This window comes from Muriicola sp., assembly GCF_049669965.1.
In the GTDB taxonomy this organism is placed as follows: domain Bacteria; phylum Bacteroidota; class Bacteroidia; order Flavobacteriales; family Flavobacteriaceae; genus Muriicola.
The window spans coordinates 25,778-43,680 of record NZ_JBATLB010000083.1 but is presented as its reverse complement, the minus strand read 5'-3'; the positions used below and the strand labels follow the sequence as shown (position 1 = coordinate 43,680).

Annotated in this window: 17 protein-coding genes; 3 read left to right on the top strand and 14 right to left on the bottom strand. The window is 41.6% G+C overall.

Going from position 1 to position 17,903, the window contains the following annotated elements; all coding sequences use genetic code 11:
* The 5 genes from WBM49_RS04650 to surE all read right to left on the bottom strand — a co-directional run.
* A partial coding sequence (locus WBM49_RS04650; protein WP_424370901.1) for a DUF4131 domain-containing protein occupies window positions 1-590 on the bottom strand: 590 nt, incomplete at its 3' end.
* A 1-nt stretch (window position 591) separates the two neighbouring features.
* Window positions 592-1,167: a C40 family peptidase gene (locus WBM49_RS04645; protein WP_424370900.1), complete on the bottom strand. Its 576-nt coding sequence runs from the start codon at window positions 1,165-1,167 to the stop codon at window positions 592-594.
* A gap of 118 nt (window positions 1,168-1,285) precedes the next feature.
* Window positions 1,286-2,410, bottom strand: coding sequence for a lipid-A-disaccharide synthase (gene lpxB / locus WBM49_RS04640; RefSeq protein ID WP_424370899.1), 1,125 nt, complete (start codon window positions 2,408-2,410; stop codon window positions 1,286-1,288).
* Window position 2,411: 1 nt separating this feature from the next.
* Complete coding sequence (locus WBM49_RS04635; RefSeq protein ID WP_424370898.1) at window positions 2,412-2,696, bottom strand: hypothetical protein; 285 nt, start codon at window positions 2,694-2,696, stop codon at window positions 2,412-2,414.
* A complete protein-coding gene (surE, locus tag WBM49_RS04630; RefSeq protein ID WP_424370897.1) occupies window positions 2,686-3,468 on the bottom strand; it encodes a 5'/3'-nucleotidase SurE in 783 nt (260 codons plus the stop codon). The genes WBM49_RS04635 and surE overlap by 11 nt, the downstream gene beginning before the upstream one ends.
* Before the next feature lie 193 nt (window positions 3,469-3,661).
* On the opposite strand from surE, the gene WBM49_RS04625 reads away from it, so the two are divergent.
* Entirely contained in the window at window positions 3,662-5,791 is a 2,130-nt protein-coding gene (locus tag WBM49_RS04625; protein WP_424370896.1) for a carboxy terminal-processing peptidase, read from the top strand.
* 67 nt (window positions 5,792-5,858) lie between these two features.
* Here WBM49_RS04625 and msrA read toward each other — a convergent pair whose 3' ends face one another.
* Both msrA and msrB read right to left on the bottom strand, forming a co-directional pair.
* Window positions 5,859-6,404, bottom strand: coding sequence for a peptide-methionine (S)-S-oxide reductase MsrA (gene msrA, locus WBM49_RS04620; RefSeq protein WP_424370895.1), 546 nt, complete (start codon window positions 6,402-6,404; stop codon window positions 5,859-5,861).
* Window positions 6,397-6,858, bottom strand: a complete 462-nt coding sequence (msrB, locus tag WBM49_RS04615; RefSeq protein ID WP_424370894.1) for a peptide-methionine (R)-S-oxide reductase MsrB — start codon at window positions 6,856-6,858, stop codon at window positions 6,397-6,399. The genes msrA and msrB overlap by 8 nt, the downstream gene beginning before the upstream one ends.
* A gap of 146 nt (window positions 6,859-7,004) precedes the next feature.
* On the opposite strand from msrB, the gene WBM49_RS04610 reads away from it, so the two are divergent.
* Window positions 7,005-7,814 carry a DNA/RNA non-specific endonuclease gene (locus tag WBM49_RS04610; RefSeq protein WP_424370893.1) on the top strand — a complete coding sequence of 270 codons (810 nt, stop codon included), beginning with the start codon at window positions 7,005-7,007 and terminating at the stop codon, window positions 7,812-7,814.
* Here WBM49_RS04610 and rodA read toward each other — a convergent pair.
* From rodA to WBM49_RS04575, 7 genes are all read right to left on the bottom strand, one after another.
* Entirely contained in the window at window positions 7,811-9,097 is a 1,287-nt protein-coding gene (gene rodA, locus WBM49_RS04605) for a rod shape-determining protein RodA (RefSeq protein ID WP_424370892.1), read from the bottom strand. The two genes, WBM49_RS04610 and rodA, sit on opposite strands and share 4 nt — an antisense overlap.
* Entirely contained in the window at window positions 9,087-10,955 is a 1,869-nt protein-coding gene (mrdA, locus tag WBM49_RS04600; protein WP_424370891.1) for a penicillin-binding protein 2, read from the bottom strand. The genes rodA and mrdA overlap by 11 nt, the downstream gene beginning before the upstream one ends.
* Window positions 10,952-11,461, bottom strand: coding sequence for a rod shape-determining protein MreD (locus WBM49_RS04595; protein ID WP_424370890.1), 510 nt, complete (start codon window positions 11,459-11,461; stop codon window positions 10,952-10,954). Before WBM49_RS04595 ends, mrdA begins: the two co-directional genes overlap by 4 nt.
* Window positions 11,451-12,269: a rod shape-determining protein MreC gene (gene mreC, locus WBM49_RS04590; RefSeq protein WP_424370889.1), complete on the bottom strand. Its 819-nt coding sequence runs from the start codon at window positions 12,267-12,269 to the stop codon at window positions 11,451-11,453. The genes WBM49_RS04595 and mreC overlap by 11 nt, the downstream gene beginning before the upstream one ends.
* A 76-nt stretch (window positions 12,270-12,345) precedes the next feature.
* The gene (locus tag WBM49_RS04585) at window positions 12,346-13,374 is read right to left on the bottom strand and encodes a rod shape-determining protein (RefSeq protein ID WP_424370888.1); all 1,029 of its coding nucleotides are present in this window, start codon (window positions 13,372-13,374) and stop codon (window positions 12,346-12,348) included.
* A 59-nt stretch (window positions 13,375-13,433) separates the two neighbouring features.
* Complete coding sequence (purH, locus tag WBM49_RS04580) at window positions 13,434-14,966, bottom strand: bifunctional phosphoribosylaminoimidazolecarboxamide formyltransferase/IMP cyclohydrolase (protein WP_424370887.1); 1,533 nt, start codon at window positions 14,964-14,966, stop codon at window positions 13,434-13,436.
* Window positions 14,967-15,057: 91 nt separating this feature from the next.
* Window positions 15,058-15,510, bottom strand: coding sequence for a GAF domain-containing protein (locus tag WBM49_RS04575; RefSeq protein ID WP_424370886.1), 453 nt, complete (start codon window positions 15,508-15,510; stop codon window positions 15,058-15,060).
* Between the two features lie 139 nt (window positions 15,511-15,649).
* Here WBM49_RS04575 and WBM49_RS04570 point away from each other — a divergent pair, with 139 nt between their 5' ends.
* Complete coding sequence (locus tag WBM49_RS04570) at window positions 15,650-17,899, top strand: TonB-dependent receptor (protein ID WP_424370885.1); 2,250 nt, start codon at window positions 15,650-15,652, stop codon at window positions 17,897-17,899.
* The last annotated feature ends 4 nt before the right edge of the window (window positions 17,900-17,903 follow it).

Sequence of the window (17,903 nt, the reverse complement as noted above, 5' to 3'; positions counted from 1 at the left end):
TGTTTGCCCTTTAATCTTTTTAAAATGGTGTCTTCCGTAAGTTCTATCTGATGATAAACCCCAAGGGTTTCCATGTACGTATCATAGGCAAACTGATGCGGATTTGCTGGAGGAGAAATAGGATGAATACGCCCCTTATAAAGGAGTATGTCATCTACTTCACAGGTTATAAGATGGGTGTCTTTGCGTATACGGGCCAGTAAGGTGCCGGAGGAAGCCTTCCCATTCACTGTACGTACATCCAATAAAAACCGATCTGAAAAGCTATTAGATTTCAGCATTCTGCTTACTCGCAACTCCCATAATGGTTCCTCCTTAAGAAGAGTATTGGAATAATGATCTGTCCAAAGTCTTGGTTGCGAAAGCGCCACCACTAAAACGCCAAGTACACTTGCGGCCAGGAAGGCAGATATGCCAAAGTAGATCCCGGTTCTATAGGGTTCATACAACAAGAACAATAATAGTATGAACAGGAAAACAATTAAAATAAGAAAGGCGGAGAAAATTGAAATTTCGAGCAGGCGCCCTATAAGAATGCCAAGAATTAAGGCACTACAAAGTTTTACCGAGATAAAATCAAAAGGTTTCATCTCATAAGACCCGTGTGGCTTTTACAAAAGCATAATTCCAATACCCTTCATTCAGAGAAGAGACAATCACCCCCCTGGAGGTGGTGGCATGTATAAATTTGATATCTTCTCCCTCAATGTCCACTACAAGACCCACGTGATTTATTCTTTTCCTGCGTTTTGAGGTGGTAAAGAATAACAGGTCCCCTTTGGTAACTTCGGTAAGATCAATGCGCTTTCCTTCATTTGCCATGTAGAAAGATATCCGTGGCAGATAGATGTCGTGCTCCAAAAAAGAAACGTACAATAAACCAGAACAATCGATCCCTTTGCGTGAAGTTCCGCCATATTTATATCGTACCCCTGAAAAACTAAGTGCGGTATCAATAATATCCTCTGACTTTTCCAGAATGGTAAACTCCTCCGCAATTTCACCACTGAGATGTTCTTCTTCATCAGCTTCTTCTCCCTCGTGGGTTGAATTATCCTCAGCTTCTACCGTGATTTTACGCTGACTTCCGTAAGAAGTCTTTTTCTTAACCACTCCGCAAGAAAGGATGCTGAAACAAAGGGCAGCCATAAGGATTTTATTCGTCATAGGTCAGGAAGATAGGAGCGTCCTTTCATCAAAATTAAGGATTATTTCTGAAGTTGGCTTGCACCAACAATGAAGGTGCCGGGTAGCTCGTATCATGCTTAGATAGGAAATCCGTTTACTATTTGGTGCTTTTTAAGGACGCCACGATCATTTTTGCGGCAGTTTCGCTGGCTCCGGTCCCGCCTAATTTTTGCTCCAGGATCTTGTAATCTTTTATAATTGTCTCTCGTTTTGGACCGGAAAGAATAGCGTTTAATTCCTCTTTAAGTGCTTTTGTAGTGAGCTTATCTTGAATTAGTTCTACGACCACTTCTCTGTCCATAATAAGGTTCACTAACGAAATATATGTAAGGGTAATAATTCGTTTCGCTATTTGGTAAGATACCCAGCTTCCTTTATAACAAACTACTTGTGGCACTTTAAAAAGGGCCGTTTCGAGGGTGGCGGTGCCACTGGTAACTAATGCCGCATGGGCGCAACTCAACAACGCATAGGTTTGGTTAGTTACGTAATGAACTTGCGCATTTTTCAGAAAATGATCGTAAAAAGAATTGTCCAAACTTGGGGCTCCGGCGATGACAAACTGATATTCCGGAAATGAAGGGGTTACGGAAAGCATTACTGCCAACATCTTTTCTACTTCCTGTTTGCGGCTTCCGGGTAACAAAGCAATGATCTTCTTATGGGGATCCAGGCCGTGTTCTTTTCTAAACTCAGCAGCTTCTACGGGTGCTTTAGATTCAATGGCATCCAGTAATGGGTGGCCCACAAAATTCACGGGAAAATTGTGTTTCTCCTCATAGAATTGCTTTTCAAAGGGTAGGATCACATACATGCTATCTATAGAAGCTTTGATCTTGTGGATCCTTCCTTCCCTTGAGGCCCAAACCTGAGGGGAGATATAGTAATTGGTGCGATAACCCTTTTGTTTGGCCCAGGCGGCTATCCGCAGATTAAAACCAGAGAAATCAATGAATAGTACTACATCTGGCTTAAAAAGGGCTATATCGTCCTTACAAAAGGCTATGTTTTTAAAGATCTTCCGAAGATTTACTACCACTTCCAAAAAACCCATAAAGGCAAGTTCTTTATAGTGCATCGCTAGCGTTCCGCCAGCCTTTTCCATCAGATCTCCGCCCCAACAACGTATGTTGGCCTCAGCATCTTCTTTTCGAAGTGCTTTGATAAGGTTAGACCCATGTAGATCGCCAGATGCCTCCCCGGCTATGATGTAATATTTCATCTTAAAATACCTTGTAGTACAATATGATCAGGGCCGTGAGCAAGGTTGCTACCAAAACTCCTTTTGCTCGTTGGTCTCTTCTAATCCGTAAGAAGGCAAAAAAGGCAAGCAGATTGAGAATTGCTCCCAGTGCCAGTAAGCTACCAATATATCCCTGAGATTGAGCTACTTCAAAAGTTTCAGTTATCCCCATGTCCGAAAATAAAAGTATATAGAGCAGGGTGCCAATGACGTTGGCAATTATTCCTACAACAAACCCTGTGATCACTTCTTTTTTAGTATTCATTTAAATTCCAGGTATTAATATCTTGTATGGCATGATGTGCCGTTAGATCAAATTGTGTAGGCACCACGGAAATATACCCTTGGGATAAGGCCCATTCATCCGTATCCTCTCCCTTATCCAGCAGCTGAAATTCGCCGGTTAACCAATAATAGTCCTTCCCGGATGGATTGGTGCGTTTGTCAAATTTTTCCTTCCAGTTGGCGCGTGCTTGTCTGCATATCCTTATACCCTGTATACCACCCTGCGTGGTTTTGGGAATATTTACATTGAGAACAACTCCTTTAGGAATGCCATTTTGAAGCGCTTCCGACACTATTTTTTTGATGGCTTCCTGGGCAGGAGCAAAATTGGCTTCCCATGAATAATCGCAAAGCGAAAATCCAATGGCGGGGATCCCCTCTATCCCTGCTTCAATGGCGGCACTCATGGTACCCGAATAAATTACATTAATAGAGGCATTAGATCCGTGATTGATACCACTCACGCAAATATCGGGTCTTCTGTCTAATAACTCCTGCAGGGCCAGTTTTACACAATCTGCCGGGGTACCACTGCAGCTGTATTCTTTGGCAGCGTCTTCTGCAGTATCGATAACCACTCTTTTAGAATAGAGTGTATTATCGAGGGTAATAGCATGGCCCATACCAGATTGTGGGCTATCTGGGGCAACCACAACTACCTCTCCAATTTCCTGCATACTCTTTACAAGGGCGCGCAAGCCGGGAGCTGTTATTCCATCATCATTGGTTACCAGGATCAAAGGTTTGCTCATGCCACATACTTTTGAGCGTAAAAATACGTTTTTACTCAAGATTAGCCGGGATAGCCTTTAACAAAAAATTATAGCCAAGGGGGTTTTATGGCATGGTTTTTTCTATATCTTAGGGAATTGATTACATTAATGAAGAGTTGGTATTGAGGGCATTCCATGTTGATGTCTGGACCCGAATGAAAAAAATACATACATGAAAAAGAATCTTGTGTTAGGCTTTTTAGCCGTTCTTATTGCCGTTGCGTCTTGTAGTTTTACCAATAAGACCTTTGAGAACAATGATAAGGACAAATTATTATTAGACATCATCACTTATATACTTGAAAAAGGTCATTATGCTCCCAAAGACATAAATGATGATTTTTCTGTTAGTGTTTTTGAAGATTTTATAGATGTACTAGATCCGACAAAACGTTATTTCCAGGCGGAAGATATACGCGATTTTGAGCAATATAAATTTCAGATCGATGATCAGATAAAGAATACTGATATTTCTTTCTTTAACCTGGTTCATGAGCGCTATATACAGCGTATGGATGAGGTAAAAGTGATTATAGACGAAGTCTTAGATGAGCCTTTTGACTATACAATAGAAGAAAGCATCAATTCTGACTACGATAAAAGGCCCTTTACCAGTTCCAAGGCAGAACTCAAGGAACGATGGAGAAAACAACTAAAATTCTGGACCCTTAATACCTTCGATACTAAATTGAAGGATGAGATCGAAAAGAAAAAGGATGATCCTGATTATACCTCGCTCTCCATGGCACAGGTAGAAAAAGAATCCAGAGATGTTACGCGCAATACCTTAAAGGAATTTTTTGACTTCGTAGATAACCTGGAGCGCAAGGATCGTTTTGTACAATTCATCAATACCATCGTAGATAAGTTCGACCCCCATACTGCCTATTTTGCACCAGAGGATAAAGACTATTTTGACAGACAGATATCCGGTAGATTTGAAGGAATCGGAGCTCGTCTTCAGCCAGAACCCGAAGGAGCTAAAATCGTTGAAATAATTTCCGGAGGCCCGGTATGGCGCGGACAATTATTGGAAGTAGGAGACGAGATCATCAAAGTAGGGCAGGCCAATGAAACTCCTGTTAACATTGTGGGCATGCCGCTGGATGATGCAGTAAAACTAATTAAAGGTCCTAAAGGTACCACCGTAAACTTAACAGTGCGTAAAGTAGATGGCACCATTGAGGAAGTGGCCATTGTAAGAGACGTGGTAGAGATTGAAGAATCATATGCCAAATCGGCCAAAGTGATCAAAAAAGATGAAAAATTTGGGTTGATCTCCCTTCCAGGATTTTACGCAGACTTTAAAGATTACGCAGACAGAAATGCTGCCAGTGATGTAGCTAAAGAAATTGAGCGTTTAAAAGAAGAAGGAATGGAAGGTTTGATCCTTGACCTTCGTGATAATGGAGGAGGATCCCTGAGAACCGCCATTGATATGGCCGGGTTATTCATTAAGGACGGGCCGGTAGTGCAGGTACGTGCCTCAGACAATGATAAAATGGTCTATGAGGATAAGGATGAACGCATCCAATGGGATGGCCCCTTAGTAATACTTGTAAATGAATTTTCTGCCTCGGCCTCAGAGATCCTTGCTGCAGCCATGCAAGATTATAAAAGAGCCATTATAATTGGAAGCAACCAAACTTTTGGTAAAGGAACTGTACAAACCATGTATCCTTTGGAGAATGTTGTGCATGTAAACGAATACGGAGACCTTGGCGCCATTAAAGTGACCATTCAGAAGTTCTACCGCGTCAACGGAGAATCTAACCAATTGGAGGGTGTAAAAAGTGATGTGGTTATTCCAGACCGATATCGCTATATCGTTCTTGGTGAAAAAGGCCAGGCCAATGCCCTGAACTGGGATAAGATAGATGCTGCCAATTACAAGGTATGGGATGGGTATATCGATTTTGAAAAGACCCTGGAAGAAAGCAATAAAAGAATTGCCTCTAATCCGCAGATAGAGCTTATTGAAGAAAACGCAAAATGGTTAAAGGAACAACAAGATGAAACCTCTATGCCTTTAAACTATGATCTTTACAAAGCAAGAGATAAAGAAAGCAGAGAGAAGTCTGATTACTTTAAAAAACTTTCAGAATACGATTCTAAACTTACATTCGAATCCTTAAAGTACGAGCAAGAGTTGTTCACTAAGGACTCTGTCTTGAGAGAAAAAAGAAATCGCTGGCATATTAACCTATCCAAGGACGTTTATATTGAAGAAGCTATCAATGTGCTGAGGGATTTAAAGCTCAATAATATCAAAAATGAGAAATTGGCCCATGTAAAGGGATAAAATACATAAGTAAATAAAAAAAGGCCCTATGATCATAGGGCCTTTTTTTATTGTTATCATACGCTTGTTAAGCGCTGTTGAGTTTATCTGCATGCTGCTTCCGCAGTTTAGTGAGTTTTGGAGAGATCACAAAACTACAATATCCTTGGGAAGAATTGTTCCTGTAATAGTCCTGATGGTATTCTTCTGCTTCGTAAAAAGTAGATAGCGGACTAACCTCTGTCACAATCGGAGCGTCAAAAGAATCTTTTAATTCTGCAAGGACTAACTCTGCCGTTTGCCGCTGTTCGTCATTGTGGTAATAGATCACTGATCTGTATTGGGTCCCCACATCGCCTCCCTGACGATTCAGAGTGGTAGGATCGTGGGTGGTCATAAAGATAACCAGCAAGTCGCGGTATGAGATCAAAGCCGGATCGAAAGTGATCTGTACTACCTCTGCATGCCCGGTTAAACCCGAACAGACTTCCCTGTAGGTAGGTCTTCCAGGTGCCCTTCCTCCGGTATAACCGGAAACTACTTTTATAATTCCCTTTACTTCTTGAAAAACTGCTTCTGTACACCAGAAACATCCGCCACCAACGGTGGCAATTTTATAGGCAGGATTACTCATTGACCTTCACTTCTTTTAGGAGTTCCATCGACTCAGAATTAATACAATATCGCAAGCCTGTAGGTTCAGGACCATCGGGGAAAACATGACCCAAATGGGCATCACAGGTATTGCACATCACCTCTACCCTTACCATTCCGTAAGAGCCGTCTTTCTTATACTGAATGGCATTGGCTTCTATGGGCTGTGTAAAACTGGGCCAACCCGTTCCCGAATCAAATTTTATGGTTGAATCAAAAAGGGGTGTACCACAACAGATACAAGCGTATTTTCCTGCCTCATAGATACTGCAAAGCGCTCCGGAATGCGGAGATTCTGTGCCTTTTTGCCGGGTGATCCTATATTGTTCCGGACTTAAAATTTCCTTCCATTCGGCTTCTGTTTTTTCAACCCTCCTGTCTGGAGTAGGATTGCCACTAACCGCATAATGAATAACATCTTTCCAAGTGAGCATATTGTTCTTTCTTTCTATTGAATTATTAGTTAATCTATACAAGGAGTAGTCGTATTATTTCCTTTATCCTTACAGCATAAAGGTAGGACATCCTCTTTAAAATTGCTGTATTTTAGCAGATTCAAAAATCACCCTGCAACTACCTTATGAGATCAGCAAAAAAAGACCGTCTAATTTATTTGGTCTTGCTTATAACGGCCATAATTCTTTTCTGGGGGATTGAAAATATCTTCTGGCCAACGAATTCCAAGGCAGAGGTAGGTGAGGTAGGAAGCACAATCCCTTCCTATATTCTTCCAACTTCAACCACGAATACGCAGATTTTTCATACGTATTATGGGCTGTCCTATAATGAAAATGAAGAACAGGCAGAATGGGTGGTTTATGGCTTAAAGCGATCTCAACTTACCTCAGACGATCGTAAACGACCCTATTTTATTGAGGATCCCAAAATAGCTACACATTCTGCAGATTGGAGGAATTATAAGAATTCTGGCTATGACAGAGGCCATCTATGTCCGGCTGGGGATCGCAGGTTTTCTGAATTGGCTTATAACGAAACTTTCTACACCAGCAATATTAGCACTATGAAACGAGATTTTAATGCCGGTGTTTGGAACCGCCTGGAGATGCGGGTTAGGCAATGGGCGAAAAAGTATGATTCTCTTTATGTGATCACCGGGGGAGTTTTAAAAAAGGGATTACCTTCCATAGGGTATGAGTCGGTAGGTGTCCCAGATACGTTTTACAAGATAATCGTCAGAGGTACCCCGGGGGATCTGGATACCATTGCATTTCTGATACCGCATCAGGAAACAGACAGGTCATTGAGTGAATTTGAGGTTCCTATCGATCTTATCGAAGAAAAAACGGGAATTGATTTTTTCTATAGCCTTGCCGATGAAGAGGAAGTTTTAATAGAAAGTGGAATTAACCAATCGGGTTGGCGGTATTAATGCCATTCATTCAGTCTGTTCGCATCGAGCTTTAAGAAAATAAAAAGCAAGGCAGTAAAGCCGAGTAAGGCCGAGCCACCGTAGCTAAAAAAGGGCAAAGGGATTCCTATGGTGGGAAGGATCCCGGTAACCATTCCTACATTGATAAAATAATGGATCAGTAAAATGGATATGACACCATAGCCATACATCCTGCTAAAATCATTTTTCTGTCGTTCTGCAAGATGCACCAGTCGCAGCAGCAAGATGGTAAATAGTATTACTACGGTTGCGGTACCTACAAATCCCCATTCTTCCCCAACGGTGCTAAAAATATAATCGGTATGTTGTTCCGGGACAAAGTCGCCTTTAGTTCTTGTCCCTTCTAAAAATCCCTTTCCAAAACCTCCTCCGGATTCGATCGCCTTTTCAGACTGGTAGGTGTTATAGCCTATGGTTTTTCTAATCTCATCTAACTTCTCAGGATCTTTTTCAAGTCGAAGCCAGAGACTAAAACGGTCGCGATGCCTTTGTTCAAAAACATTTTCAAAAACAAAATTAACCGATAGTGAAAATACCACGGCAATTATAAAGAAAAGGCTCAGGGGCAAAAGGGGCACTTTAAAGCTGGCTTTCTTTACCAAGAGAAAGGTGGCAATGATCAGGGCAAGGCTGATACTAATCCAAATGGTCCCAAACATGAGAGTGGTAATAAAGATCAAAACAGCCAATAGGGCTATACCTAAATAGAACAAAGGAAAGCCTTCCCTAAAGAGTACAAATACCAGGGCCATAAAAACCAGGGCGCTTCCTGGATCTGGCTGAGGGATAATAAGCAAGGCCGGGATAAGGATGATCAACAAGGCAAAAAGCTGATCTTTAACGCGCTTAATATCGGTCTGTATATCACTTAGGTATTTGGCCAGGGCCAGGGCGGTTGTAAACTTGGCAAGTTCGGAAGGTTGTAAATTAAAAAATCCAAGATTATACCAGGAGGTAGCTCCGGCAATGGTCTTTCCAAAAAGAAAGAGTCCCAGGAGCAATACCATGGTTATAATGTAAAGCAGACTGGAGAAACGTTCATAAAAATGGGCCTCCAGAGACAGGAAGATAAAAGCGGCGATTAAACTAACACCCATAAAAAATAGTTGCTTGCCGTACAGTTCGCTAAAATCAAAAATTGAGGAAGAACCCCCTTCGGTAAATGTGCTGGAATAGATGTTGAGCCATCCAATGGAGATGAGCATTAAAAAGATAAAAACGGTTAACCAGTCTACCCTTTTTAGAACGCTTTTACCAGACATATTCGTTTATCTTGAACTCCTCCCCACTGTAAGGTTTTGCATATTCTGCTTCCAGGGTTTTATCGAGCATTCGTTTTTCAAGATCCGTGCGTGTAATCTCGCCTTTAAGGTATTTTTCGATAAGTAATGAAGCGATATGACCTGCATACCTGGCGCCATAATACCCATGTTCAATATATACAGCAAGGGCAATTTTTGGATTATCTACAGGGGCGAAGGCCACAAATACGGAATGATCTGTCAGCTGGGTTCGTACCCCGTTGATCTTTGTGAAATTTTCTACTGTTCCCGTCTTACCAGCGATCGTTATACCCGGTACCTGCAGCCACTTGGCTGTTCCTTTGGTATAGACATCAGCCATGCCCTCAACAATTGGATCGAAGTACTGTTTCTCAATAGTAGTATAATGCGGAGTTGTATATTTTTCATTATCTATAGGATCACCGGAGATCTTTTTAATAATATGAGGCGTATAATAAAACCCTCTGTTGGAGATGGCGGCGGTCATGTTTGCAAGCTGGATGGGCGTAGCCGATACCTCGCCTTGTCCTATGGCATTAGATATAATATAGGAAGAAGCCCATCTGTTATCTCCGTATACTCTGTCGTAATAGGCCTTATTGGGTACCCTGCCTTTTCGTCCTGTTGGGAGGTCGTATCCCAAAAAATCCCCTAAGCCGAAGCTTTTGACATGTTTCTCCCATACATCCATCCCTTCATCAGTGGTGGGATATTTGTCATAGATCTTTCTGAACGTCCCTGCAAAATAGGCGTTACACGATTTGTAGATCCCAGAATTCATGTTTCTCAATCCGCCGCCGCAATGACATCCTCTTTTCTTGTTGCCTACGTAAAAACCATTGTAACACTGTATGGTGGTCTGTGGGGTCATCACCCCTTCCTGCAATGCGATAAGCGCATTGAGTGTTTTAAAAGGCGAGCCTGGAGATGGCTGTGCGAGAAGTGCCCTGTCCCAGGTAGGTTTGGAGATGGTATCGTAATGTAGTTTGCTATAGTTCTTAGAACGTTCCCTGCCCACTAATAAGGCCGGGTCATAGGTAGGTCCTGAGATTAAGGCCAGGATCTCTCCGGAGTTGGGCTCAATGGCCACTATACCACCTCGTTTTCCATTCATTAGTCGTTCTCCATACTCTTGTAAGACCTTGTCCAGGGTGACGTATATTTCCTTCCCCTGTTCTGGCAGGGTATCCTTGCTTCCGTCCTTATAAGGGCCAATGGCTCGGTTAAATCTGTCTTTCTGAATGTATTTTACCCCCTTTGTACCTCTTAGGTAGTCTTCATACTGTTTTTCAATGCCGGTCCTTCCTGTAAGTTCTCCTTGTTTGTAGTAGGGATTCCTTTGGATATCGGTCTCATTCACTTCAGAAATATAGCCCAGGACGTTGGCACCACTATGCGTGGCGTAATACCGAAGAGATCTCTTCTGTATATAGAATCCTTCGTACTTCCTCATTTTTTCCTGAAGACGTGCGTAGTCTTCTTTGGAAAGCTGAGGTACCAATACAGAGGGTAGCCGTGGAGAATATACCCTGGCCTTCCTTAATTTTTCAGTAAACGCAGTCTTGTTAATACCGAGGAGAGAACAAAATTCAAGCGTGTCAAGGGGTTGTACCTCCCTGGGAATAACCATTACATCGTAGGCAGGTTGGTTGGCCACCAGCAGCTCGCCGTTTCTGTCATAGATATACCCTCGTTCAGGATAATCGTAAATGGCTTTGATTGCGGAGTCTTCTAAGATCTGTGTGGAGGAAGAACTAAAGATCTGTAAATAGGACAGCCTGCCTATAAAGGTAAACCCTATGATCACAATGATGGAAGAAAGTAATATCTTTTTCATTCTTTCTCTACACTAAAAAGCGAGGTTATCAAAACACATAATAAGAGCGTTCCTACGCTGGTAAATACTATTTTTTTCAAAAGTAAGAGCAAATGATCCAAACTAAAAATTTCGAGCAAAAAGAAAATGGTATGGTGCCCTATTATAAGAAACGCTAAAAATGTAATTTGTTGTGCCTTAGTGCTATTGGTTAATTTAAAACTTTGAAATTCATAGTTTACTCCAAAGACAAAACGCATAATGGTAGGTCTCAAATACGCCATGGTAATACAAGCTGTTGTATGAAAGGCAAGGGTGTCGGAAAAAGCGTCAACGGAGAATCCAAGTAAAAAACTTATGAGGATAAAAACGCCCCGGCGTTGCTTTATAGGATACCAATACAAGAACAAAATATAGATCATGGGATTGATGAATCCCATAAAATTCAATTTGTTGAATACCAATACCTGCGCCAGTACCAGGAACAAAAACCTAAGGGTATTTATAAGATATACGTTATTGGTCATCGCTTATTCTTTCTTCCAAATTGCGTATTTCGGCACTATTTTTATTATTGATGATGTACACCTGCTTAATGTTGGTCATGTCGTTAAACAAGGCCACATCAATATTGTAAAAACTTTGGGAAGTAGTCAGATCGAACTTTTTGATGGTCCCAATAGGGATGTTTTCGGGAAAAATACTAGACATGGCACCTGTTACAATGGTATCGCCTATGTTAAGGGGTACCATTCTGGGGATGTCTTCCAATTGTACAACATCAAAACGCTTGGTATCCCACTTTAAGGACCCAAAATTATTGGTATTCTTAATCTTGGCGTTGATGTTCGACTTTGTGTTTAAAATACTTTGGACCCCTGCAAATCTGCTAGAAGTTTGCTCAACAATCCCTAGAATACCCTGGAAAGTAATGACCCCCATATCTTGCTCTACTCCATCTCTCAAGCCTTTATTGATGGTAATATAATTATTGCGGCGTGCAAAATCATTTTTTATGATCTGAGCAGGGATCACTTCAAAAGGAAAGGAATCTATTTTTAGTGAGGGTACTTCTTTTTCTGCCGAATTGAACAGCAGTGTACGCAAAAGGGTGTTCTCTTCTACCAGTTTTTCATTTTCTTCCCTAAGATCGAAATAGGAAGAAATGTTAGATTGTGTATTGTAAATACTACCGGTTATCCTATTGGAAGAATTAAAAAATAAGGCTCTGTGATAGGAATGCGAGCGGATACTTAGGCTCAGACCTAAGAATAATAAGGAAAGATAAAGCAACGTGGTCTTGTTGCGAAGGATGAAGTTGATAATCTGCTGCATTCACTTTATCTATTGGATGCTCTCATCTCCTTCATAAAAGAACCTGTAAGTGCCTTTAAGGGAACCTACTGAGGAACTATTTGATGAGAATACTTTTGTAGCGTTCTAAATTCTTAAGAGCTATACCGGTACCCCTTACAACGGCTCTCAAAGGATCTTCTGCAATATACACAGGAAGGTCTGTTTTTTGAGAAAGTCTTCTGTCCAGGCCTCTTAACATGGACCCTCCACCTGCCAAATAGATTCCGGTGTTGTATATGTCTGCCGCCAGTTCGGGCGGAGTTTGAGACAAGGTTTCCATGACGGCATCTTCTACACGTAAAATTGACTTGTCTAAAGCTTTGGCTATCTCTCTGAACGAAATGGATACTTGTTTAGGCTTACCTGTAAGAAGGTCTCTCCCCTGCACAGAAAGGTCGTCCGGAGGCGATTGTAAATCTTCCGTAGCCGAACCTATTTTGATCTTTATATTTTCTGCTGTGGTTTCCCCAACATATAAATTGTGTTGGGTACGCATGTAATAAATAATGTCATTGGTGAATACATCACCCGCGATTTTAACCGACTTGTCGCAGACAATTCCTCCCAGAGCAATCACCGCGATCTCGGTGGTTCCACCACCAATATCTACGATCATATTCCCCTTGGGCTGCATAATATCCAGTCCTATCCCGATGGCTGCTGCCATAGGTTCATGAATAAGATAGACTTCTTTTCCGTTTACACGTTCTGCCGACTCTTTTACCGCACGCATCTCCACCTCTGTAATTCCGGAGGGGATACAGATCACCATTCTCAAAGCAGGAGGGAACCATTTTTTCTTTAAGGCCGGGATGTTCTTGATGAACATATTGATCATCTTTTCAGAGGCATCAAAATCAGCAATAACCCCATCCTTTAAAGGGCGGATAGTCTTTATATTTTCATGTGTTTTCCCCTGCATTTGGCTGGCTTCCCTCCCTACTGCAATGATCTTTCCTGTAATTCTGTCTCTGGCAACGATAGAAGGACTATCTACTACCACTTTATCATTATGTATGATCAGGGTATTAGCCGTTCCAAGGTCGATAGCAATCTCCTCAGTTAAAAAATCAAAAAATCCCATTATGATTGTTTAGTTTGGTTTAGATAAACGGGTGTATTTCATCGTCAAAAGTAGTAAAATTAATGTTTAAAATGACGTGTACCTGTCATTACCATTGCAATTTCATTTTCATTGCAGTAATCTACGCTTAATTGATCCTTAATGGACCCTCCCGGTTGTATCACCGAGGTAATTCCATTTGTATGTGCGATCTCTACACAATCGGGAAAGGGAAAGAAGGCGTCACTCGCCATTACGGCACCATTCAGATCGAACTTAAACGATTGTGCCTTATGAATTGCCTGGTTAAGTGCGTCTACCCTGGAGGTCTGCCCTGTACCACTGGCACACAATTGGCGGTTCTTGGCCAGGACTATGGTATTCGATTTTGTATGCTTACATAACTTGGATGCAAAGATCAGATCCTGGAGTTCGCGTTCCGATGGCTTTTTACTGGTTACATATTGCAAGGCTTCCCGGGTATCTGTCACATGGTCCTTTTCCTGGACCAATACACCATTTAAACAGGTTCTCACAATGGTTTCGGGTAGTGCAACCTCCTTTTGTACTAAGATAATTCGATTCTTCTTGCCCTTTAGGATCTCCAACGCTTCCCTGGAATAGGAAGGGGCTATCACCACTTCACAAAATAACTGATGGATCTCTGTGGCTGTTTTGGCATCTATTTCCCGGTTGCTAATAAGGATCCCTCCAAAGGCGGAAACAGGGTCGCCCGCAAGGGCATCCACATAAGCCTGGTGAAGCGTATCTCTGGTAGCCAGGCCACAGGCATTGTTGTGTTTCAGAATGGCAAAAGTAGGATCATCATGTTGAAATTCCCCCATGAGGTTTACGGCAGCATCTACATCGAGCAGGTTATTATACGACAATTCCTTTCCGTGAAGTTTGGTGAACATGGCATCAAAATCACCGAAAAAGAATCCTTTTTGATGTGGGTTTTCCCCATATCGGAGAACCTTGCCCTGGGTCTCACTAATCTTCAGGGCCGCCAATTCATGTCCTTGATTAAAGTAGTTGAAAATGGCCGTATCATAATGTGAGGAAACATTAAAGGCTTTTGCTGCATAATGTCTTCGTTGTTCCGCGTTAGTTGTTCCTGCCCCTTTTGTGAGAAGGTCTAGAAAGTCCTTGTAATCTTCCATGGAAGAAACACAAAGCACGTCTTTAAAGTTTTTAGCCGCTGCCCTGATCAGCGATATTCCGCCAATGTCTATCTTTTCGATGATCTCTTGTTCCGTAGCCCCGGACGCCACCGTTTTTTCGAAGGGATATAGGTCAACGATCACAATATCTAATTGCGGAATATTGAATTCCTCCAATTGGGCAATATCTCCGTCGTTGTCCTGTCTGTTAAGGATGCCCCCAAACACTTTGGGGTGCAGGGTCTTAACCCGGCCACCCAGAATGGAAGGATAGCTGGTTACTTCCTCCACGGGTACTACATCGAGCCCTAGTGACCTTATAAACGCTTCGGTGCCTCCCGTAGAATACATGGTAATACCTAATTCCTGGAATTTTTTAACGATTGGTTCTAATCCGTCTTTGTGAAAGACAGAAATAAGTGCAGAAGTAGCTTTTTTCGCGGTGCCCATTCGAATAGATTTTAGTGCAAAGATTAAGAATTCAAAGGTACTTTTTTAGCAGCTATGAATTGGCAGGTCTTATCAACAAAAAAGGAAAGTTTTAAAGAATTTTGGAGACCTCCAGGTTTACGAATTCAAGAAATCTTTCATCTGCTTCTGTAAAAGGATCGGAAGTATTAGAATCTATATCTATCTGACCTATATTCTTTCCATTTACAAAGAGTGGAACCACAATCTCTGCCTTCACGGTAATACTGCAGGCAATGTAATTGTCTTGTGCAGACACATCGGGAACAACAAAATTGGCATTGCTAACGGCCACCTGCCCACAGATGCCTTTTCCAAACGGAATAATGGTATGGTCTGTAGGAGCACCCGCATAAGGTCCTAACTTTAACTCTTCCTTATCTCCATTGCGGAAGTAAAACCCAACCCAGTCATAGTAGGAAATTTCCGCCTTAAGCATCTCACATACTTCCTGAAGACGAGTATTGACCGACTGTCCTTTTCTATTTAAAATGGCAATTACCTTCGATTCTAATAAAGAATTCATACTAATTTTTTTGCAAAGATATAAAAGGAAACCAGTCTAATCATCCTATTCTTTTCAGTGAAAAAAGGATCTTTGAAGAATCTCTTAGTGAGAATCAGATTAATCGTAATTTTAAAAATTCCAGATTTAAAATTGGGCTATGAAGCATCAGTGGCGTTTATTTATTTTTCTTTTTATACAATGTTCTTTAGTTCTTGTAGCACAGGAAAGAGTGACCGGTACTGTTTATGCCCAAGACAGCGAACAAAATTTGAGGCCGCTTCAAGGGGCAAATGTTTACTGGAGTGACTCCCAAATTGGGACTGTAACCATAGAAGACGGCACTTTTACCATTCGATATGATAAAGCCTACTCATCGCTGATCATCAGTTATATCGGGTTTCGTTCGGACACTTTAAAAATTACAGCTCCGGGCAATTTAGAGCATACGCTATTACCCTCTAATGAATTAAATGAAGTTGAGGTCGTAAAAAAAAGGGATGCCCTGCAGAAAACATTCCTTAATACGCAGAATGTTGTTATTATTAATAGTGCAGAATTATTGAAAGCAGCTTGCTGTAATTTGTCTGAAAGTTTTGAGACCAATCCGGCCATTGACGTTAATTTTTCCGATGCCCTAACTGGCACCAAGCAAATACAGATGTTGGGCTTAACAAGTCCGTATCTGCTTATCACCCAGGAAAATATCCCTATGGTAAGAGGTGCTTCCCAGGCATATGGACTCACATTTACCCCGGGGACCTGGATAGAGAGCATACAGATCACTAAAGGCGCAGGAAGTGTCATTAACGGCTCTGAAAGTATATCGGGCCAGATCAATACAGAGCTGGTGAAACCCTATACAGACCCTGTTCTATTTGTAAATGCATATGCCAATAGAAATGGCCGTTTGGAGTTTAACACCCATCTAAATCAGAAAGTATCAGAAAAATGGAGTACGGGCCTTTATCTGCACGGAAATAGAAGGGATACTAAGATAGACGATAATGGAGATGGTTTTTTAGATGCCCCACTAGCAAATCAGATAAACATCCTTAACAGATGGCAATATCAGAATCCCGAAAAAGGATGGGTTAGTTTTATCAATCTGCGTTTCCTGCAAGATGAAAAACAAGTAGGGCAAGCTAACTTTATTCCGGAAACAGATCGATTCACAACCAATTCCTGGGGAAGTGAAATAGATACCAAGCGTTTTGACTCATCCATAAAATTAGGATACGTATTTCCGGCATTACCTTTTCAAAGCCTGGGATTTCAGGTAGCATTCAGCAGCCATAACCAGGATTCTTATTTTGGTTTGAATAGTTATGATATTGAGCATGAAAGTGCGTATGTCAATCTTATTTTTAATTCTATTTTGGGAAACACACAACACAAGTTTAAGACCGGTTTAAATGCTTCTTATGATGGGTATAATGAACAGGTAAACCAGCTGCTGTTTGATAGAACAGACAGGTCTATGGGCTCTTTTTTTGAATACAGTTATGATGACCTGGAAACCTTAAGTTTTACAGCAGGCGTGCGGGTAGATGCGCACAATCTGCTAGGCACATTTATCACTCCCAGATTTCATCTCAGATACGCGCCCTGGCCAAAAGCCAGTGTCCGAACCTCATTTGGCAGAGGCCGGAGAGCCGCAAATATTTTTGCAGAGAATCAGCAATTATTTGCAACGGCAAGGCAACTACAACTAGTAAACACCAATGGTGAAATTTATGGATTCGAACCTGAAGATGCCTGGAATTACGGGATTAGCTTATTACAGGGTTTTACCCTTGCCAACAGAAGTGGAAATATATCGGCCGACTTTTATCGTACCTCCTTCAGGGAGCAAGTGGTGGTAGACTGGGAAAATCCATTGGAGATTTCATTTTCCAACCTTGAAGGCAAAAGCTATGCGAACAGCTTTCAGTTAGAATTCAATTATACACTTCTTAAGAACCTTGAATTGAGGACAGCTTATAAGTATTATGAAGTTAAAACACAATACCAAACGGGCCTGCTGCAAAGACCTTTGCTGCCAAGGAATCGGTTCTTCACAAATCTGGGTTATGTTAGTGCACCAAGTGATAAAGGTGCCCAATGGCGTTTCGATTATACGCTGCACACAGTAGGTAGTCAAAGGCTGCCTGCTACCACTACAAGTCCGGAAGAATTTCAATTGCCGGCCTTCAGTAACTCTTATAGTCTAATGAATACTCAGATAACCAGGGTTTTTTCAAGACAATGGGAGCTTTACCTGGGTTTGGAAAATATCACTAATTTTACCCAAAATAATCCAATTGTCAGCGCAGATGACCCTTTTGGAGCGTATTTTGATACAAGTATTGTGTTTGCACCCATTATGGGAAGAATGTATTATGCGGGATTCAGGTTTACCCTTTTGTAATCTG